Source organism: Plantactinospora sp. CNZ321 (assembly GCF_004217235.1).
Genome location: NZ_SHKQ01000001.1, coordinates 2,885,033 through 2,904,470, shown reverse-complemented (window position 1 = coordinate 2,904,470; position 19,438 = coordinate 2,885,033). Strand labels below are relative to the sequence as shown.

Here is a 19,438-nt window from a genome sequence, read left to right as displayed (position 1 = left end):
GCGGCGTACCGCTGTCCCCCTCTGTGCGTTGGGCGAACCGGTCGGCGAACCGGACACCACAGATGCGAGGACCCCTCTACCACCCAGAAGCGAGCTTTCCGAAAGAACACGCATAATCACGACATCCGCTCACAAACTGGTTAGCGTCGGTCCTGGCTCGGCTGGTCGCCGAGCAACCAACGGGGAAGGAGTGACTACGAGTCATGAGTAGGAAGTTGCTGGGGAAGGTGTTGGCCGGCGCCGGTATCGGTGCGGCGTCTCTGCTGATCTGCGCGCCCGGGACCGCTCTGGCGGACGACGCCCCGAACGGGTGGGAGCGCGAGGGGCACATCCACACCGTGCCGAAGGGGGTGAAGCCGGGCCACAAATTCAAGATCATCCTGAAGTGCGACCACCCGGTGGAGCGGGCCTGGGTCTCGTCGAAGGTCACCGGCAAGCTCTGGCTCAAGCCCTTAGCGGAGGACGGTGTCCGAGTACCGGAGCGGCCCCGCCCACCCGCGGACGGCGACCAGCCGGACGGCGACGGCCAGCCGCCGCTCCCACCGGACGGTGCACAGCCACCGCTCCCGCCGGACGACGGCCAGCCACCGCTCCCGCCGGAGGACGGACAGCCGGGACTGCCGCAGGGCAGCCAGCCCGGGGACGACACGCCGCCGACCGACGGGGGTCAGCCGCAACCGCCGCCCGCCGACGCGAACGCGGAGAGCGACGACGAGCAGGGCGACGGCGGCCAGGGCGGCCAGGCCGCGTACGGCGACGAGGCCGTCTACTGGGCCTGGGCCAAGGTGCCGCACAAGACCAAGCCCGGGCACTACCGGGCCTGGGGGGCGTGCGACGCCACGGGCAAGATCGTGGTGCTGCCCCGGGGCCCCGTAGCCGGTGGTGACGGCGGTGCCACCAGCACCGACCAGGGTCGGACGGCAGCCGGGGCCGGCCTGCTGGGAGCGGCCGCGCTCGGTGGCTTCCTGATGATCCGCCGGCGTCGTACCGATGGTTCAGCGGCCTGACGGCTCGACCAGGCGCACCGGCGGCCGGCACGGGCAACCGTGGCGTGCCGCCGGCGTCGTCCTGGTCGTCCTGCTCGCACTCGGCGGAACCGCCCTGCTCACCGCCGGTCTGCGGCCGGCGCCCGCGCAGCCGCCGCAGCCGGCCGAGACCGAGGCCGGCGAGGCACCGCCGCAGCCGGAGTGGAGACCGGAGGCACCGCCGTCGTCGTCGCCGGCCCCGGGCAGCCCGTACGGCCAGCCGGGCGGTCGGGCCGACGTGCCGGCCCAGCCGGTGGAGCTGCCGCGCTCGGAGCCGGTCAGGATCACCATTCCGAAGATCAAGGTGAACGCGAAGATCATCTCGCTCGGGGTGAACGACGACGGGACCGTGCAGGTGCCGCCGCTCAAGCAGGCCCAGCTGGCCGGCTGGTACAACGCCGGGGCCAGCCCCGGCGAGGTGGGCAACGCGGTGGTGGTCGGGCACGTCGACTCGGCCGCGATGGGGCCGGCGGTCTTCTTCCGGCTCGGCGCTCTGAAGCGCGGCGACCGGATCGAGGTCACCCGCAAGGACGGCAAGGTCGTCCGGTTCACGGTGGACGCGGTGAAGTCGTACCCGAAGACGTCGTTCCCGTCCGAACTGGTCTACGGGCCGGCGGACACGGCGCGGCTCCAGGTGGTGACCTGCGGTGGCACCTTCGACCGCAAGAAACGCAGCTACCGCAACAACGTGATCGTCTCCGCGACCCGGATCCCCTGAGTCGGGACCCGGGTCGCGGCGGCGGCCGGTGCGGCGGCCCGCCGGGCCAGCGGAGCAGGACCCGGCACGCCGCCGCCGCGCGGTGCTCGCGGCCGGCCGCGCAGGTCGGTCAGCCGGCCGCGGAGGTCCGGACGAGGGTACGGATCTGCCGCAGCAGTACGGAGAGCGCGGCCAGGTCGGCCCGGGACTCGTCGAACTCCCCCATCGCCTTGCGGGTACGACCGATCGAGATCGAATTCGACCGCTCCCACTCCTGCACCCGCTCGTCCGGCGACAGGTCGGCGGAGGTCCCGCCGAGCACCTCGGCGGTGAGTGCGGCCAGCGCGGCGTAGAGGTCGTAGCGCAGGGCCATCCGGGCCAGCGTCTGCCAGCGGTCCTCCCGAGGCAGCAGCGAGATCTTCGACAGCAGCGAGTCGACCCGGAACCGGTCGGAGAGCACGAAGTAGACCGCCGCCACCTCGCCGACGTCCCGCCCGGTCACCCTCGCCGTCTCCACCACGTCGAGCAGGCCGAAGCTGTACATCAGCCGGGTGGCACGCTCGGCCAGGTCCCGGGGCAGCCCGCGCTCGACGCTCGTCGCGACGTGCGCCTCCAACGCCTCGCGCTCGCTGCCGTAGAACAGGGTGCCGAGTTCGGGCAGGAGCCGGGAGACCCCGTCGCGCAGCCGGGCCGTCTCGGCCGGCACGTCGATAGGTGACCGGCGGTTGGTCACCAGCCACCGGACGGCCCGGTCGAGCAGCCGCCGGGTGTCCAGGTAGACCGAGGTCTGCACCTCGGTCGGCACCCGGTTGTCCAGCGCCTCGATGTCGGCCCAGACCTGCCGCAGCCCGAACACCTCGCGGACCACCACGTACGCCCGGATCACGTCGGCCGGGGTCGCGCCGGTCTCCTCCACCACCCGGTAGATGAACGAGATGCCACCCCGGTTCACCACCTCGTTGACCAGTACGGTGGTGACGATGTCCCGGTGCAGCCGGTGTTCCGGCATCCGGTCGGCGTACCGCTCGCGCAGCGGGGTCGGGAAGTAGCCGGTGAGTACCTCGCCGGTCCACTCCTCGTCCGGCACCCGGTCGGCCAGGATCTCCCGCTCCAGCACGATCTTGGCGTACGCCAGCAGCACCGCGAACTCCGGCGCCGTCAGCCCGATGTCGGTGCGGCCGGCCAGCTCCTCGTCCGGCGGCAGCGCCTCCAACGCCCGGTTGAGGTGCCCGGCCCGTTCCAGATCCGAGATCATCCGTCGGTGCACCGGCAGCAGCGACGGCGCCTGGGCCAGCGCGCTGCCGATCGCCCGGGCCTGGTCGTAGTTGTCCCGGAGCACCAGCTGGGCGATCTCGTCGGTCATCCCGGCCAGCAGTGCGTCCCGGTCCGGCACGCTCAGCTCGCCGTCGGCCACCGCCGAACCGAGCAGGATCTTGATGTTGACCTCGTGGTCCGAGGTGTTCACCCCGGCCGCGTTGTCGATGAAGTCGGTGAAGATCCGGCCACCGGCCAGGGCGTACTCGATCCGGCCGACCTGGGTGAAGCCCAGGTTGCCGCCCTCGCCGACCACCCGGGTGCGCAGGTCCCGGCCGTCCACCCGGATCGCGTCGTTGGACTTGTCCCCGACCTGCGCGTTCGACTCCGACGACGCCTTGACGTAGGTGCCGATCCCGCCGTTCCAGAACAGGTCGACCGGGGCGCAGAGGATCGCCTTCATCAGCTCCTGCGGTGACATCGACTCGACGCCGTCGCCGAGGCCGAGCACCGCGCGGACCTGCGGGCTGATCGGAATCGACTTCGCGGTCCGCGGGTAGACCCCGCCACCGGCGCTGATCAGCTCCGCGTTGTAGTCCGCCCAGGAGGAGCGGGGCGTGTCGAAGAGCCGGCGACGCTCCACATAGGAGGCGGCCGGGTCGGGGTCCGGGTCCAGGAAGACGTGCCGGTGGTCGAAGGCGGCCACCAGCTTGATGTGCTGGGAGAGCAGCATCCCGTTGCCGAAGACGTCCCCGGACATGTCGCCGACACCGACCACGGTGAAGTCCTGGGTCTGGGTGTCGATCCCCATGTCCCGGAAGTGCCGCTTCACCGACTCCCAGGCACCCCGGGCGGTAATCCCCATCTTCTTGTGGTCGTAGCCGGCGGAGCCGCCGGAGGCGAACGCGTCGGCCAGCCAGAAGCCGTTGCGTACCGAGATCTCGTTGGCGATGTCGGAGAAGCTGGCGGTGCCCTTGTCCGCCGCCACCACCAGGTAGGGGTCGTCGCCGTCGTGCCGGACCACGTCGGCCGGCGGCACGACCTGCCCGCCGACCAGATTGTCGGTCACGTCCAGCATGGCCGAGATGAACCCCTGGTAGCAGGCGACCGCCTCGTCCCGGTCACCGGGCTTCTGCTTGAGCACGAAGCCGCCCTTCGCGCCCACCGGCACGATCACGGCGTTCTTCACCATCTGCGCCTTGACCAGGCCGAGCACCTCGGTCCGGAAGTCCTCCCGCCGGTCCGACCAGCGCAGACCGCCCCGGGCCACCGGCCCGAACCGCAGGTGTACGCCCTCGAAGCGCGGCGAGTAGACGAAGATCTCGTACTTCGGCCGGGGCTCCGGCAGGTCCGGCACCATCTGCGGGTCGAGCTTGAACGCCACGTACGGCTTGGGCCGCCCGTCGGTGCGCCGCTGGTAGAAGCTGGTCCGCAGGGTCGCCTGGATCAGTGTCAGGTACGACCGCAGGATCCGGTCCTGGTCCAGGCTGCTCACCTCGTCGAGCTGCTGGTTTATCGAGGTGAGCAGCTCCTTGCTCCGCAGGCTGCGCTCCTCGGAGCCGAGCCCCAGCGTCGGCGAGAACCGCACCTCGAAGAGCTCCACCAGCAGCGCGGCGATCTGCGGGTACGCGATGAAGGTGGCCTCCATGTAGTCCTGCGAGAAGACCGTGCCGGCCTGCCGCAGGTACTTGGCGTACGCCCGCAGCACCACCACCTGCCGCCAGGTGAGCCCGCCGCGCAGCACCAGTTCGTTGAAGCCGTCGACCTCGGCCTCGCCCCGCCAGGTGGCGGAGAACGCGTTCTCCACGTGTGGCCGTACCTCGGCCAGCTCCCGGGCACCGTCCGGCAGCTCCAGGCCGAAGTCGTACAGGTATATCCGGCCGTCGATCCGGTCCACCTCGTACGGGTGCTCGTCGACCACCCGTACGCCGAGGGAGTGCAGCACCGGAAGGACGGCGGAGAGCACCATCGGCTCGCCGTACCGGTAGACCTTGAACCGGACGTCCTCGACCGCGGTGGCCGGGGTCGTCCCGCCCGGCCGGACCGGCTGCTGCTTGCGGAACATGTGCATCTCGAGCTGGCCGGGCTCTTCCAGCAGCTCCAGCTTGGCGAGGTCCTTCATCGCCTCGTACGGGGTGTGCCCGTCCTTGTAGCCCTCCGGGAACGCGTCGGCGTACCGGGTGAAGAGCCACTTGGCCTGCTCGTCGCCGAGCTTGCGCTCCAGCACCAGCCGGTAGTCGTCGTCCCAGAGCCGGGTCGCGTCGGCGAGTTCCTCGGCGAGCAGGTCCGCGTCCACCTCGCCGGGCGGGCTGGCCGGATCGGTCCGGACTATGAAGTGCACCCGGGCCAGCATCGACTCGGTGACCCGGGTGGTGTAGTCGACCCCGATCCCGTTCAGCTCGCGAAGCAGGATCTCCTGCATCCGCAGCCGGTTCTGCGTGGTGAACCGGTCCCGGGGCAGGTAGATCAGGCAGGAGATGAACCGACCGTACCCGTCGCGGCGCAGGAAGACCCGCAGCTGGCGACGGCCCGCCATCCGCAGCACCCCGACGACGGCGTGGTAGAGGTCGTCGGTCTTGATCTGGAAGAGCTCGTCCCGGGGATAGGTCTCCAGGATCTGCAACAGGTCCTTGCCGGAGTGGCTGCGCGGGCTGAGCCCGGACCGGTCCAGCACCTCGGCGACCTTGCGCCGGATCACCGGCAGCTCGCGGACGCTGGTCCGGTACGCGGCCGTGGCGAGCAGGCCGAGGAAGCGGCGCTCCCCCACCACCTCGCCGCGCTCGTCAAAGACCTTGAAGCCGATGTAGTCCAGATAGGCCGACCGGTGCACCGTGGCCCGGGAGTTCGCCTTGGTGATGATCAGCAGGCGTTTCTCCCGCACCTTCTGGTGTGCCTCGGGGGTCATCGAGCTCAGTGCCCGGGGCGTGGTCGAGTCCTGACGCAGGATGCCCAGCCCGGTGCCGAGGATCGCCTCCAGCGCCGGGCTCTGCCTGTCTTCGGTCGCGACTGCGGGGCTCGCAAGCTCACTCCTCGCGCTCCCGGGCCTGTCTTCGGTCTCGGTCAGCCGGTACTCCCGGTAGCCGAGGAAGGTGAAGTGATCGTGCGCCAGCCAGCGGAGCAGTTCCACCGAGTCGGTGATGTCCTTCTCCGGTACGGGTGGGCGGTTCTCCGAGGTCCGTGCGGCGGCCAGCTCGTCGGCGAGCGAGAGCGCGCGCTGGCGCATCTTGGGCCAGTCCTCCACCGCCTCCCGCACGTCGGTGAGGACCCGCTGCAACTCGGCGCGCAACCGGTCCCGGTCGGCGGCGCCGCGTACCGGGTCGATCTCGATCCGCATCCAGCTCTCGACGATGTCGCCGTCGATCGCGTCGTCCGGCTCGACGTCGGCGGCGACCTCGGTCAACCTGCCGAGCGGCTCGCGCCGGACCACCACCAACGGGTGGACCAGCATGTGCACGTCGAGGTGGTGCCCGGTCAGCAGCGCCGTGGTGGAATCCACCAGGAACGGCATGTCGTCGGTGACTATCTCGATGACGGTTCGCTGCTGGTCCTCGTCGGGCTCGTGGATCCGCAGCTTGAGTTCGCCCGGCACGCGCTGCTGGGCCAGCTCCCGGTGCGCCTTGGCGGCGGCGAGCATCTCCGCCGGGGTGAAGCCGATCAGCTCCTCGTCCGGGGCGAACCGCCAGAACCGGTCGACGAGCGTCGCCGCGTCGTGGTCGTCACCGGCCAGCGCCACCGCCTGGGCCACCAGCCGCTCGGCGTTGGGTACCGACTCGTCCAGATCCGCGTCCTCGACGTCGTCGGCGAGGGCCTCCGGGGGCAGTCCGAGATCGTAGAGGGTGTCGATACTGGCTCCTGGTACGCCGGTCGCGCCGGTGGTGAGTCGAGAGCCCACCCCGTCGTCGTCGATCGCCGCGTCATAGCTGTCGCCTCGGCTGGCATCCGCCGGCCGAAGAACGGGTTCCGGTGTGATAGCCGGACGCCGGTCCATCGTGCCACTCCCCTCGACCCACCACGCCGTGGGTCACTCTCCGCCCAGACTAGGCCCTACCGATAAGCCCCTCTGCCGGTGGACCGGCGGCCGGATGGGAGTACCCACGCACGCTCAGCCTTCACCCGATCCGCCTCGCGGAGCCGCGCCCCGCCCGCACACCGGGCAGCCCACCCGCTCTGACCTGCATAGGAGCGCGTCGAGGCGGTCAGAAGCGGACGTGGTCGGGCTCTCGCGCGCCGCACCGGGGCAACTCCGAGTAGGCATTGCGTACTACCGTCAGGCTGCCGCCGGACCGACCCCCGGCGGTGCGCCGACCTGGAAGGTAACCGCGGCATGCGCTCTCGCAAACCCCTCCAACACCCCCTTTTCCGGCAAACCACCCGCAAAGGGGCGGTAGCCGCGCTGACCAGCGTGCTGCTCGCCGCGGGAGCCCTGGCCGGCTGCTCGGACTCCGACGGCCCCGACCGCACGGTCGACGCCTTCCTGGCCGGTTGGCTGAGTGGCGACCTGAACGAGGTCGGATTCCGCAACCCGGCGGGCGAGCGGCTAGCGGCCAACGAGGTGACCGAGGAGATCAAGCAGCTCTCCGGTGAGCTGGCCAGGACGCCACCGAAGCTCCGCCGGGAGGGCGAGACGAAGATCACCGAAGACACCGCGACCGCGACGGTACGGGTGGACTGGACACTGCCCGGGGACACCCACTGGACGTACCCGTCGGAGATCCATCTCAAGCGTGGCGGCGACGACGAGTGGCAGGTGATCTGGGAACCGAAGGTCGTCGAGCCGCGCCTCACCCGTGGGGACGAGTTGGCGGTACGCCGGCTTCCCGCGAAACGGGCGGCGGTCACCGACGGGGCCGGCAAGCCCATCGTGGCGCCCCGGCCGGTGGTACTGGTCGGCGTGCAGCCCGGCGAGGTCACCGACGTACCCGGACTGGTGCGAAAGCTCGACGCGGCGTTCAGGGCGATCCGACCGCCGATCGTCCCACCGGTCGACCTGACCGACCTGCCCGGCCGGATGCGGGAGGCGAAGCCGGACGCCTTCGTCGACGTCGTGACGCTGCGCCGGGATGCGTACCTCCAGATCAAACCGCGCATCTACCACCTGCCGGGGACGAAGTTCCGCGAGGACACCCGGGATCTCGCGCCGACCAGGGATTTCGCCCGGGCCCTACTCGGCTCGGTCGACCCGGTGCAGGCCGACGACATGACGGCCAACCCGGGCCTCTTCACCGAAGGTGACCTGGTCGGGCACGGTGGCCTCCAGGGCCGCTACGACAAGCAGTTGCGCGGCGGGGTCGGGCTGAGCGTCATCATCGCCAGCAAGCGCCCGGACGGTTCGGTCACCCCGACCGGCACCGAGGTGTTCCGGCACGAGCCGCAGGCCGGCGTTGCGGTGAAGACCACCCTCGACGTGGCGACGCAGAACGCCGCCGACGACGCGGTACGCGGGTCCCGGCAGCGGACCGCCCTGGTCGCGGTACGGATCAGCGACGGCGCGGTACTGGCCGTGGCGAACGGCGCCAGCGCCGAGAACCTCGCCTTCACCGCCCAGGTCCCGCCGGGCTCGACCTTCAAGATGGTCAGCGCGCTCGGCCTGCTCGACGCCGGGGCGGTCACCCTGGACGGGCCGGTCGCCTGTCCGAAGACGTTCACCGTGGACGGGCGCTCGTTCAAGAACTCCGACAACTTCGCCCTCGGCACGGTCCCGTTCCGGACCGACTTCGCGAAGTCCTGCAACACGGCGTTCGCCGCGTTGGCTCCGAAACTGGGACCGGACGGGCTGGCCAACGCCGGCCGGAGCCTGGGCCTGGAGGCCGACTGGAAGCTCGGGATCGACGCGTTCACCGGGAAGGTGTCGGCCGGCGGCTCGGCGGCCGAACGGGCGGCCGCCTCGTTCGGCCAGGGCACCACGGTGGTCAGTCCGGTGGCGATGGCGGCGGCGACCGCCGGGGTCGCCCGTGGCCAGTGGCAACAGCCGAAGCTGGTGCTGGAGCCGGCGCCCGGTGAGGCCGCCCCACCCGCCCCGCAACTGAAGGCCGGCTCGGTCGAGCCGCTCCGCACGATGATGCGGGAGGTGGTCACCAAGGGGACCGGCAGCGCGCTGGCCGACGTGCCGGGCGACCCGGTGTACGGCAAGACCGGCACCGCCGAGTACGACAACAACCCGGCGCACACCCACGCCTGGTTCGTGGGCTGGCAGGGGGACATCGCGTTCGCGGTCTTCGTCGAGAAGGGCGGATCGAGTACGGCCACCGCCGTGCCGATCGCCGAGAGGTTCCTCCGCGGCCTCCGCTGAGTGCGGCCGGGCGGCCCGGATACGCGTCGGCCGGGACGGTCGACGGGGAGTTCTCCCCGGACCGCCCCGGCCACCGGGGTGCGGGTCGCCTCAGCGGGCGAGCGCCTGGCCCTGCTTGTCGGTGAACTTGCCGACCGCGATCATGATCAGGTCGATCAGGGTCCAGATGCCGAACGCGCCGAAGGTCAGGAGCATCAGGATGCCGGTGCCGACCTTGCCGACGTAGAACCGGTGCACGCCGATGGTGCCGAGGAAGAGGCAGAGCAGCAGCGCGGCGATCCAGGACTTCTGCCCGACGGCCGGACCGGCGGCGGTTGTGGACATGATTTGTTCCTTTCAGGACATTCTCAGGAAGTGCACAAGATTCTCAGGAAGTGCACAGCGTCCGCGCACCTTACCGGAATCCGGCCGGCCCCGCTGCCCCGGCCTACGCTGTGATCAGCCGAAAGTCACCGGCGCGGCAGACTGGCCACGAACATCGCGATGAGTTGCTCGTAGGTCTGGTCCAGGTCCTCCGGAAGCCCGAAGCCGCCGCTGGCCTCCAGCGAGGAGAACCCGTGCGCGATGGCCCGGCCGCACCGGGTGGCGTGGATCGCCGCCGAGTCGGTCAGCCCGTACCCGCGCAGCGTGGCGAGGAAGACCTGCAACATCCGGGTGCCGGCCTCGACCATCGCCGGCTCGTGCAGCGGATCGGGCGGCATCGCCGCATACCGGGCCGGGTGTTCCCGGACGTACTCGCGGTAAGTACGCAGCAGCGCCGCCACCGCCTCGTCGCCACTGCGGCCCAGTACGGCCGCCACGGACCGGTCGGTCAGCTCGGTGATCACCCGGATGCCCACCAGGGTGCGCAGCTCGGCGAGGCCGGCGACGTGCTTGTAGAGCGAGGGCGGGGCGACCCGGGTGCGTGCGGCGACGGCCGCCAGGGTGAGCGCCTCGACGCCCTGCTCGTCGATGACGGCGAGCGCCGCGTCGACCACGGCCGCCGTCGAGAGCCCGGCCCTACGCATCGCACCGCCCGAGGGATGCTCCTCGTCGATCCGACAGTTTGCTAGTCACAATAGCTAGAAAGCTAGTGACACTAGCCCGCCCTGTCAAATCCGCAGCCGGCGTCAGTCCGCGCATGAGCTGATCAAATCGTGGCAGATCAACGGGCCAGGAGACCTGGTTGTCGCCGGAGCCAGCGGCATCTTGAGGTGGCTAGCCGGTCACGATCCAGGAGGCGTGTATGACTGTCGAGATGGTCGCGCCGGCCTGGATGTATGAGCAGGTCACGGCCGAGCAATACGCGACGTGGACCGAAGAGCAATGTGCGGGTATCGACACCCTCCTCGGCCGCAAGCTGTGCGCGCTGCACGGCAGGAGCCTCCACACGCGGTAGCTGTGGATAGCGACCTTGCCCGACGCCCAGCGTGGCCTTTGCCCTGCCGGAGCGCGACTCGAACCGCCCACGGTATAGAACAGTCGTCAAGATCCTTGGTGACTTATGGCCGAGGGCGAACCACACATCAACAAGAATCATGAGAATGCCTTGCCCCCAGGGGTGCCGGGCCTGTCTGGTCGTGCTCCAAGGGGCTACATCGGACGAACCTGGCCATTCAAGATCTGTTTTCGTCTCGACCGCTGCGCGCTGGCGACTGACTCCGAGGTAGTCGGCCACTTCTGCGAGCGCCATGACGTGCATTCGGCGCACCATCCGACTTGAGGGGTTGATAGCTTGCCTACCCCGGGTTGACTAGTTGCCTATAGCTGCCGGAGGTGCCGAGCATGCCCGGTTGAGGCGCGACGAAACGTCGTTCGACCTGGCCGGCAGTGTGGATCGGCCTCACTGGTCGGCGTTGAGCGGCTGGCCCTCCAGGAGATCTCCGGCGACAGGACACATCAGGAGAAGGGGCGTAGCGACGTGCGGCAACTCCTTCGGCGCATCCTGGCACCATCACGTACACCCGACCGGATGCCCCCGCCCGGCGGCGTCTACCGCTCCGCGTCGTACCGGCCGATGTGGCCCTCGGAGCTGCGTCTACGCCGAACTGGACCGCAGCCCGGCGGAGACGGCCGGTACGTCATCCACCTGCCGATCGTCACGACCGACCTGGTCCCGGGCGCGTGTCCTGGCCCGGACCGCCGCCCGGGCGCTGGCCTTCCTCTGTGTCGACGTGCAGGAGACCACCCTTTCGGAGACGGCGACGCCGGGCGTACACCAGTCTTCTGTGATCGGCTCCTGCCCGACGGCCGGCGCTGCGGACTGCGGGCCGACCACGACATCCCGTGCACCCGCCGGGTACGGCGGCGGCCGATATGAACCACCCTGCGCCACGCGGTCGCCGCACTCGGACCACCCAGCCCGGACCCGCCGCGCTGACCTGGCGGCTTGGGCTGGCCGGCAAGCTTTGTCGACCAGGCCGGTGGGCTCGCCGAGCGCCGGTCTGGAGGGCGCGACGACGGCTCAGGCGATCTCCGCCGCCCCCGGCTCGGAGTTCCGGGTCTGCGCCGCCGTCGACGCCCCACGCTCGCCGTCGGTGGCGCGGACGGGCTGCGCAGCATCGTCGACCGGTTCCTCGGCCGGCGCTGGCGGGGTGCGACGGAGTCGCCCCGGTCCGGCCGAGACGGGTGGGCCGACCGGCTCCGACCAGTGGGCGGCCAGCTCGGGCACCCGGACCTGGGCACCGTTGGCCGCCGGCTCGTCCGCCCCACCGATCGGCGGCTCCGACGACTGCCGGGCCTGTTCCGTCGAGGGCCGAGTCGGTGCCGACGGCTGCCGGGCCGGTGCCGGCGGCATGGCGGGCGGGACCGTTCGAGGCCCCGGGACCGTCGGGCCGCTCTCCGGGTCGACCGGCCGGCTCGGGGGCAACCGGGGCGGGACCGCCTCGGGGGCGGAGACCGGGGCCAGGCCCGCGACCAGGGTGTCGACGATCTCGGCCGCGTAGACCCCGTCCGGGTCGTAGTCCGGGTCGAAGACGGTGACCTCCACCCCAAGGCAGTGCGGGGTGTCGACCAACCCGGCCAGCAGCAGCTCCAGCTCGGCGAAGGCGATCCCGCCCGGGTCGGGCGCGTCCACCGCCGGCATCACCGCCGGGTCGAGCACGTCGACGTCGATGTGAACCCAGTAGCCGGCGCAGTCGGTCAACTGGTCGTGCGCCCACTGGGCGGTCCGGGCCGCCCCCTCGACCCGCAGCTCCGGCACCGGCCGGGTGACGATGCCGGCCGCCTGGAGGTCGAGCCGGTACTCGTCGTGGGCGCGGATACCGAGCACCACCACGTCGATGTCCCGGAAGTACGGCCGGCGACCCTCGATCGCCGCCAGGTCTGCCTGGCCCCGCCCGGTGACCAGGGCCAGGCCCTCGCCGGCCGCCGCGCCGACGTAGGAGGCGTTGCCGGGGTGCCGGAAGTCGGAGTGGCCGTCGACGAAGACCAGCCCGATCCGTCCGCCGACCGCCTCGCCGAGCCGGTGCATGGCGAGCGCCGAGCCGAGCAGGATCGAGCAGTCCCCGCCGAGCACCAGCGGGAACTCACCCTGGTCGATGATGCCGCCGATCCGCTCGGCCAGCTCCATCGAGTAGTGCGCGATCGAGCCGGCGTGGCACACCCCGTCCCCGGGACGCCAGTCGCCCGGGTCGTACCGGGGCGGGGTGAGGCAGCCGGCGTCCCGGGCCGCGAGCCGGGCGATCAGGTCGTGGTCACGCAGCGCGCCCGGCGCCTTGGTGCAGCCCGGCACCGAGGTGGGAGTCGGCGGACGCAGGCCCAGGTTGGACGGGGCGTCCAGGACGGCGATCCGGCGCATACTGTGCTCCCGTCCGGTATCGCGGCTGCCAGGCCGGCATGCGCGCTGCTCGTACTGCCTATTGTCTAGAAGAGCGCACGCGAAAGGGCCCTCCGGGCGCTGGCCACCGCAGGATCGTCCGGACCGGCGATGGTGAACAGGGACACCAGGTGCTGCCGGGCCGCCTCCCGGTCATCGCCGGCCGTCCGACGGACCAGTTCGACCAGCCGGGCGTACGCCTGCTCGGCCTGACCGCTGAGCACCTCGACGTCGGCGGCGAGCAGCTGCGCCGGTACGTCGTCGGGGCTCGCCTCGGCCGCGGCCAGCGCCGCCGCCGGATCCGCCCCGCTGACCCGGCGGGCCAGCGCGACGTGCGCCAGACCGGCCTCGGCCGCCGTGTCCGCCGGAGTTTCCGAGAGAATCTTCTTGTACGCCCGCTCGGCGGCGTCCAGGTCACCGCTGATCAGCGCCTCGTCGGCCTCGCCGAGCCGGGGATCCTCCGGCGCCTCCACCGAGACCCCGCCGGCCTTGGCTACCGCGCCGATCCACTGCCGCAGCTGTGCTTCGGGCACCACTCCGGCGAAGGCGTCGACCGGCTGGCCGCCGACCACCGCGTAGACCATCGGGATGCTCTGGATCCGGAACATCTGCGCGAGCCGCGGGTTGGCGTCGACGTCGACCTTGGCCAGGATCCAGGCGCCGCCGCCCTCGACGGCCAGCCGTTCCAGCACCGGGGAGAGCTGCTTGCATGGCTCGCACCACTCGGCCCAGAAGTCGACCACCACCGGGGTGGTGAGGGAGCGTTCCAGCACCTCGGACTGGAACGTGGCTTCGGTGACGTCGATCACCGCGACTCCGCCCCCGCCCCCGGGAGGTGCGCTCGGCGGCATCCCGCCGGGGACGCCGGGACCGGCCGACGGGGTCGCTGGCGCCGCCGGCTTCGCGGGGGTCTGTGCGGCGCGCAGTGCGCCGAGGTCGACCGCGCCGCGGGTGAAGATCGACGAGGTGATCCGTGGGTCGCTCATGGTTCCCTAGTCTCGCACGCGACGTCGCGAACCCCGACCAACCGCCGGTGCCCGACAGTTGCCGGCCCCGCGAGTCGGCCCGCGCTCAGAAGTCGGCCCGCGATCAGAACCGGGCCGGCTCGCGGTAGACGCCCCACTCGGCGCGGAGCGCGTCGCAGATCTCCCCGAGGGTGGCCTCGGCGCGTACGGCGGCCAGCATCGGCGGGATCAGGTTCTCGCCGGTCCGGGCGACCTCGACCATCCGGGCCAGCGCCTCGGTGACCGCCGCCGCGTCCCGGCCGGCCTTGCGGTCGGCGAGCACCCGCCGCTGCTCCACCTCCACCTCGTGCGAGACGCGCAGGATCTCCAACTCCTTGGCGACCGTGCCGGTGTGGCAGTTGACTCCGACGATCTTCTTGTCGCCCTTCTCCAGTGCCTGCTGGTAGGCGAAGGCCGCCTCGGCGATCTGGCCGGTGAACCAGCCGTCCTCGATGCCGCGCAGGATGCCGGAGGTCATCGGGCCGATCTGGTGCGGGCCGTCACCGCCGAGCTGCCGGATCCGGGCGAAGATCTCCTCCGCCTCCGCCTCGATCCTGTCGGTCAGCGCCTCGACGTACCAGGAGCCGCCGAGCGGGTCGGCCACGTTGGTGACCCCGGTCTCCTCCATCAGCACCTGCTGGGTGCGCAGCGCGATCTCCGCGGACGAGTCGCTGGGCAGCGCCAGGGTCTCGTCCAGCGCGTTGGTGTGCAGCGAGTTGGTACCGCCGAGCACCGCGGCCAGCGCCTCGACGGCGGTCCGCACCACGTTGTTGACCGGCTGCTGCGCGGTCAGCGAGACACCGGCGGTCTGGGTGTGGAAGCGCAGCCAGAGGGCCCGCTCGTCGGTGGCGCCGTACACCTCGCGCAGCCAGCGGGCCCAGATCCGGCGGGCGGCCCGGAACTTGGCGATCTCCTCGAAGAAGTCGACGTGCGAGTCGAAGAAGAAGCTCAGCCCCGGCGCGAAGCGGTTGACGTCCAGGCCCCGGGAAAGGCCCAGCTCCACATAGCCGAACCCGTCCGCCAGGGTGTACGCCAGCTCCTGCGCGGCGGTCGAGCCGGCCTCCCGGATGTGGTAGCCGGAGACCGACAGCGGCTTGTAGCGGGGGATCTCCCCGGCGCAGTACTCCATCAGGTCGCCGATCAGTCGCAGGTGCGGCTCGGGGTCGAAGAGCCACTCCTTCTGCGCGATGTACTCCTTGAAGATGTCGGTCTGCAGGGTGCCGTCCAGGGTGGAGAGGTCGGCGCCCTGCCGCTCGGCGGCGACCAGGTACATGCAGAAGACCGGCACCGCCGGCCCGGAGATGGTCATCGAGGTGGTGACGGCGGCCAGGTCGATGCCGTCGAAGAGCACCTCCATGTCGGCGGCCGAGTCGATGGCGACGCCGCAGTGCCCGACCTCGCCGAGCGCCTGCGGGTCGTCGGAGTCCCGGCCCATCAGGGTCGGCATGTCGAAGGCGACGGAGAGCCCGCCGCCGCCCGCGCCGAGGATCATCCGGTAGCGCTCGTTGGTCTGCCGGGCGTTGCCGAAGCCGGCGAACTGCCGGATCGTCCAGGTCCGTCCCCGGTAGCCGGTCGGATACAACCCCCGGGTGTACGGATACTCGCCCGGCCAGCCGATCCGGGCGAACCGGGGGTCGGCGCTCCCCTCCGGCGGGCCGTAGACCGGGTCGACGGGCATCCCGGAGAGGGTGGTGAAGTCCGCCTCCCGCTTGCGTGCCGCGTCGTACCGGGCCTGCCAGCGGGCTCGACCGGCGGCGATCTCCTCGGCGTTCATCGGTGGGGGCCTCCTCGCGCTCCTCGACTGAGCCCGAGTGTAGAGGGGACCCTGAACGATCGCTAAGGTAGCCCGCGATCAAGGCCGGAATGTCCCGCGATCAAGGGACCTTCCGGCACCGGGGCGGGTGCCTACCGGGCGGAAGATCCCTGATCACGGTGATCTGCAGCACGCGGGCAACGGCTCGCGCGACGCGGTGTAATCGCGGCGATCGCGGTGGTTCGGGGCCGGGGCGGGCGCGCACGGGCCAGATCAGGGGCCGGGGCGGACGTCCACCGGCCAGATCAGGCCCCGGGGGCCGGCGGGCTGTTCAGTTCGATGTCGTCGACCTTGACGTTCACCTCGGCGACCGTCAGGCCGTACTTCTCCACCGCCTCGATGACCTTGGCCCGGACCGCCTCGGTCACCTCCTGTACGACGTGCCCGGCCTCGATCACCAGCACGATCCTGATGGTCGCGCTGGTCCCCTTCACCTCGGCCGAGACGCCCCGCCCGGCGTCACCCACCTCGTCCAGACCGACCCTGTCCAGCACGCTGTTGAAGAACCGGGCGACATCGCCACCGAGATCGGCGACACCGGGCACCGAGCGGGCCGCCGTACCGGCGATCTTCTCGACGACCTCTTCGGACACTTCGGTGCCACCCCTCGGCGCCGCCGCCGGTGCGGTCACCGGAGCCTGGCCGGAATCGTTCTGAAGCTCGGTCATTCTCTCTCCCCTGGTCTCGACGGCCTGCACGGCGCCGTCGGCGTTGACGGAGCCTATCCGCCGCCGGCGAACCGACGACGGAACTGACACATTCTCGGCTCTGTCGAGTCCGGCCGGGAGGCCCGGAGGGGTGGCGCGGCGCACGGAAGGTACCGGACCCGCGGGGTTCAGCCGGTGACTCGGCCGAGCTGATCGAGCAGTTCGCCGGCTGCCGCGTACGGGTCGAGTGCGCCGTCGGCCACCCGGTCGGCGAGCGCCGCCAGCGACGTACCCGCGCGGAGCGAGCCGATCCGGTCCCGGAGGGTGCCGAGCGCGATCGCCTCGACCTCGGCGGCGGCCCGGGCCTGGCGGCGACGGCGCAGCTCGCCGTGCTCGACCAGCCAGCCGCGGTGCTTCTCCACCGCCGTGACCACGTCGTCGATCCCCTCGCCCCGGGCCGCCACCGCGCGCACCACGCGCGGTCGCCACTGACCGGGGCCACGCTCGCCCAGCGCGATCATGCCGTTGATGTCCCGCACGGTGGCGTCGGCACCGTCCCGGTCGGCCTTGTTCACCACGAAGACGTCGGCGATCTCCAGGATGCCGGCCTTGACCGCCTGGATCGCGTCACCCATCCCCGGCGCCAGCAGCACCAGGGTGGTGTCGGCCAGCGAGGCGACGTCGACCTCGGCCTGGCCGACCCCGACGGTCTCCACCAGTACGACGTCGCAGCCGGCCCCCTCCAGCACCCGGACCGCCTGCGGGGTGGCCGCCGCCAGCCCGCCCAGGTGTCCCCGGCTGGACATGGACCGGATGTAGACGCCGGGGTCGGTGGCGTGGTCCTGCATCCGGACCCGGTCGCCGAGGATCGCCCCGCCGGTGAACGGGCTGGACGGGTCCACCGCGAGCACCCCGACCCGATGGTCCCGGGCCCGCAGCGCCCGGACCAGCTCGTTGGTGGTGGTCGACTTCCCCACCCCGGGCGAACCGGTCAGCCCGATCACCTGGGCCCGCCCGGTGTGTGGCGCGAGCGCCGCCGCGACCTGCGGCAGCAGTTCGTCACCGGACTCGACCAGGGTGATCAGCCGGGCCACCGCCCGGGCATCGCCCCGGCGGGCCCGGTCGACCAACATCGGCACGTCCCGGCTGCGCCGCACGGACCGGTTGGCGGCCGACGCCGCGGTCACTCCCGCCCGCCGGCCTGTCCCGGCACGTGCACGATCAGCGCATCGCCCTGGCCACCGCCGCCGCAGAGCGCGGCCGCGCCGGTACCGCCACCCCGGCGGCGCAGTTCCATCGCCAGGGTGAGCACCAGCCGGGCCCCGGACATCCCGATCGGGTGGCCCAGCGCGATGGCGCCGCCGTTGACGTTGACGATCTCGTCCGAGACGCCGAGATCCCGGATCGACTTGATGCCCACCTGCGCGAACGCCTCGTTGATTTCGATCAGGTCGAGGTCGCCGACGCCGAGCCCCGCCTTGCGCAGCGCGTGCTCGATGGCGTTCGCCGGCTGCGAGTGCAGCGAGTTGTCCGGGCCGGCCACGTTGCCGTGCGGGCCGATCTCGGCCAGCCAGGTCAGCCCCAGTTCCTCCGCCTTGGCCCTGCTCATCACCACCACCGCGCAGGCACCGTCGGAGATCGGCGAGGAGCTACCCGCGGTGATCGTCCCGTCCGGGGTGAACGCCGGGCGCAGCCGGGCCAGCGACTCGGCGGTGGTGTCCGGGCGTACGCCCTCGTCCTCGTCGATCACCAGCGGGTCGCCCTTGCGCTGCGGCACCGACACCGGAACGATCTCCTCGGCGAAGGCGCCGTTCTTCTGCGCCGCGGCGGCCCGCTGGTGGCTGGCGGCGGCGAAGGCGTCCTGGTCGGCCCGGCTGATCCCGTGCCGTGCGTTGTGCCGCTCGGTGGACTCGCCCATCGCGCAGCAGTCCCACGGGTCGGTGAGCCCGTCCAGCGCCATGTGGTCCTTCACGGTCACGTCGCCGTACTTGTAGCCGGCCCGCTGACCGAGCAGCAGGTGCGGGGCGTTGGTCATCGACTCCATGCCGCCGGCCACCACGATGTCGAACTCGCCCGCCCGGATGAGCTGGTCGGCCAGGGCGATCGCGTCCAGGCCGGAGAGGCAGACCTTGTTGATGGTCAGCGCCGGTACGGACATCGGCACGCCCGCCTCCACCGCCGCCTGCCGGGCCGGGATCTGTCCGGCGCCGGCCTGGAGCACCTGCCCCATGATCACGTACTGCACCTGGTCGGCGGAGACCCCGGAACGTTCCAGGGCGGCCCGGATGGCGATGCCACCGAGCCTGGTCGCCGAGAAGTCCTTGAGGTTGCCGAGCAGCCGACCCATCGGGGTACGGGCGCCGTTGACGATCACGGATGCCATGGGAACTGTCGCCTCCGGGGGACCTGGCGGAGCGCCTTAACGTCGGTTAGGTCAGACTAGCCTGGTGGACGACGACAACCGGGACACCCCCGCTGCCGACTATCTCACAGGCATCGGCCTGCTCGGCATCGATCACGTCGGGGTGGCGGTGGCCGACCTCGACACCGCGATCGAGTTCTACCAGCGGGTCTTCGGGATGCGCTGCGTGCACACCGAGACCAACCCCGAGCAGGGGGTCCGGGAGGCGATGCTCCAGGTCGGCCCGGCACCGGACGGCGGCTGCGTGCAACTGCTGGCGCCGCTGACCCCGGACTCCACGATCGCCAAGTTCCTGGACCGCAGCGGGCCGGGCGTGCAGCAGGTCGCGTACCGGGTCGCCGACGTCGACGCCGCCTGCGCGGCCCTGCGCGACCGGGGTGTACGGGTGCTCTACGAGACGTCGAAACGCGGTACCGCCGGCTCCCGGGTCAACTTCGTGCACCCCCGCGACGCCGGCGGCGTACTGGTGGAACTCGTCGAACCCGCGTAGG

Annotated in this window: 13 protein-coding genes and 1 pseudogene; 5 read left to right on the top strand and 9 right to left on the bottom strand. The window is 71.5% G+C overall.

From position 1 onward, the window contains the following. Positions 1-203 precede the first annotated feature (203 nt). Together EV371_RS13000 and EV371_RS12995 are read left to right on the top strand one after the other, a co-directional pair. A complete protein-coding gene (locus EV371_RS13000) occupies positions 204-1,007 on the top strand; it encodes a hypothetical protein (protein WP_130462268.1) in 804 nt (267 codons plus the stop codon). Continuing rightward, the gene (locus tag EV371_RS12995; RefSeq protein WP_130462267.1) at positions 991-1,743 is read left to right on the top strand and encodes a class F sortase; all 753 of its coding nucleotides are present in this window, start codon (positions 991-993) and stop codon (positions 1,741-1,743) included. The genes EV371_RS13000 and EV371_RS12995 overlap by 17 nt, the downstream gene beginning before the upstream one ends. Before the next feature lie 109 nt (positions 1,744-1,852). On the opposite strand, the gene EV371_RS12990 is transcribed toward EV371_RS12995, so the two are convergent. After that, positions 1,853-6,796: an NAD-glutamate dehydrogenase gene (locus EV371_RS12990; RefSeq protein ID WP_486484938.1), complete on the bottom strand. Its 4,944-nt coding sequence runs from the start codon at positions 6,794-6,796 to the stop codon at positions 1,853-1,855. Between the two features lie 504 nt (positions 6,797-7,300). Between EV371_RS12990 and EV371_RS12985 the strand changes: the two genes are divergently transcribed. After that, entirely contained in the window at positions 7,301-9,265 is a 1,965-nt protein-coding gene (locus EV371_RS12985; RefSeq protein ID WP_130462265.1) for a penicillin-binding transpeptidase domain-containing protein, read from the top strand. Between the two features lie 90 nt (positions 9,266-9,355). Here EV371_RS12985 and EV371_RS12980 read toward each other — a convergent pair whose 3' ends face one another. After that, positions 9,356-9,589 carry an NINE protein gene (locus tag EV371_RS12980; protein ID WP_130462264.1) on the bottom strand — a complete coding sequence of 78 codons (234 nt, stop codon included), beginning with the start codon at positions 9,587-9,589 and terminating at the stop codon, positions 9,356-9,358. Positions 9,590-9,714: 125 nt separating this feature from the next. Beyond that, complete coding sequence (locus EV371_RS12975) at positions 9,715-10,272, bottom strand: TetR-like C-terminal domain-containing protein (RefSeq protein ID WP_130462263.1); 558 nt, start codon at positions 10,270-10,272, stop codon at positions 9,715-9,717. Between the two features lie 218 nt (positions 10,273-10,490). Between EV371_RS12975 and EV371_RS12970 the strand changes: the two genes are divergently transcribed. Next, positions 10,491-10,643 (top strand): hypothetical protein, encoded by a 153-nt coding sequence (locus EV371_RS12970; RefSeq protein WP_207230472.1) that lies wholly within the window; start codon positions 10,491-10,493, stop codon positions 10,641-10,643. Between the two features lie 1,463 nt (positions 10,644-12,106). Here EV371_RS12970 and EV371_RS12960 read toward each other — a convergent pair. The 6 genes and pseudogenes from EV371_RS12960 to EV371_RS12935 all read right to left on the bottom strand — a co-directional run. After that, a pseudogene (locus EV371_RS12960) lies at positions 12,107-13,043 on the bottom strand (arginase family protein); the annotation flags it as partial. Positions 13,044-13,108: 65 nt separating this feature from the next. After that, positions 13,109-14,047, bottom strand: coding sequence for a tetratricopeptide repeat protein (locus EV371_RS12955; RefSeq protein WP_130462262.1), 939 nt, complete (start codon positions 14,045-14,047; stop codon positions 13,109-13,111). Between the two features lie 103 nt (positions 14,048-14,150). Beyond that, on the bottom strand, positions 14,151-15,839 hold the full coding sequence (icmA, locus tag EV371_RS12950) for a coenzyme B12-dependent isobutyryl-CoA mutase large subunit (protein WP_130462261.1): 1,689 nt from the start codon (positions 15,837-15,839) through the stop codon (positions 14,151-14,153). Between the two features lie 284 nt (positions 15,840-16,123). Further along, positions 16,124-16,546, bottom strand: coding sequence for an Asp23/Gls24 family envelope stress response protein (locus EV371_RS12945; protein ID WP_130462260.1), 423 nt, complete (start codon positions 16,544-16,546; stop codon positions 16,124-16,126). A 167-nt stretch (positions 16,547-16,713) separates the two neighbouring features. Next, the gene (meaB, locus tag EV371_RS12940; RefSeq protein WP_130465864.1) at positions 16,714-17,658 is read right to left on the bottom strand and encodes a methylmalonyl Co-A mutase-associated GTPase MeaB; all 945 of its coding nucleotides are present in this window, start codon (positions 17,656-17,658) and stop codon (positions 16,714-16,716) included. Between the two features lie 50 nt (positions 17,659-17,708). After that, positions 17,709-18,908, bottom strand: a complete 1,200-nt coding sequence (locus EV371_RS12935; RefSeq protein ID WP_130462259.1) for an acetyl-CoA C-acyltransferase — start codon at positions 18,906-18,908, stop codon at positions 17,709-17,711. Positions 18,909-18,972: 64 nt separating this feature from the next. On the opposite strand from EV371_RS12935, the gene mce reads away from it, so the two are divergent. Beyond that, the gene (gene mce, locus EV371_RS12930; protein WP_130462258.1) at positions 18,973-19,437 is read left to right on the top strand and encodes a methylmalonyl-CoA epimerase; all 465 of its coding nucleotides are present in this window, start codon (positions 18,973-18,975) and stop codon (positions 19,435-19,437) included. Position 19,438: the final 1 nt, after the last annotated feature.

Bases quoted from the DNA above. Each gene is read 5' to 3' on its own strand.
- EV371_RS13000 (WP_130462268.1), top strand. From the start codon at position 204: ATGAGTAGGAAGTTGCTGGGGAAGGTGTTGGCCGGCGCCGGTATCGGT.
- EV371_RS12970 (WP_207230472.1), top strand. From the start codon at position 10,491: ATGACTGTCGAGATGGTCGCGCCGGCCTGGATGTATGAGCAGGTCACG.
- meaB (WP_130465864.1), bottom strand. From the start codon at position 17,658: ATGTTGGTCGACCGGGCCCGCCGGGGCGATGCCCGGGCGGTGGCCCGG.
- EV371_RS12935 (WP_130462259.1), bottom strand. From the start codon at position 18,908: ATGGCATCCGTGATCGTCAACGGCGCCCGTACCCCGATGGGTCGGCTG.
- EV371_RS12975 (WP_130462263.1), bottom strand. From the start codon at position 10,272: ATGCGTAGGGCCGGGCTCTCGACGGCGGCCGTGGTCGACGCGGCGCTC.
- icmA (WP_130462261.1), bottom strand. From the start codon at position 15,839: ATGAACGCCGAGGAGATCGCCGCCGGTCGAGCCCGCTGGCAGGCCCGG.
- EV371_RS12945 (WP_130462260.1), bottom strand. From the start codon at position 16,546: ATGACCGAGCTTCAGAACGATTCCGGCCAGGCTCCGGTGACCGCACCG.
- EV371_RS12995 (WP_130462267.1), top strand. From the start codon at position 991: ATGGTTCAGCGGCCTGACGGCTCGACCAGGCGCACCGGCGGCCGGCAC.
- EV371_RS12980 (WP_130462264.1), bottom strand. From the start codon at position 9,589: ATGTCCACAACCGCCGCCGGTCCGGCCGTCGGGCAGAAGTCCTGGATC.
- EV371_RS12955 (WP_130462262.1), bottom strand. From the start codon at position 14,047: ATGAGCGACCCACGGATCACCTCGTCGATCTTCACCCGCGGCGCGGTC.
- EV371_RS12985 (WP_130462265.1), top strand. From the start codon at position 7,301: ATGCGCTCTCGCAAACCCCTCCAACACCCCCTTTTCCGGCAAACCACC.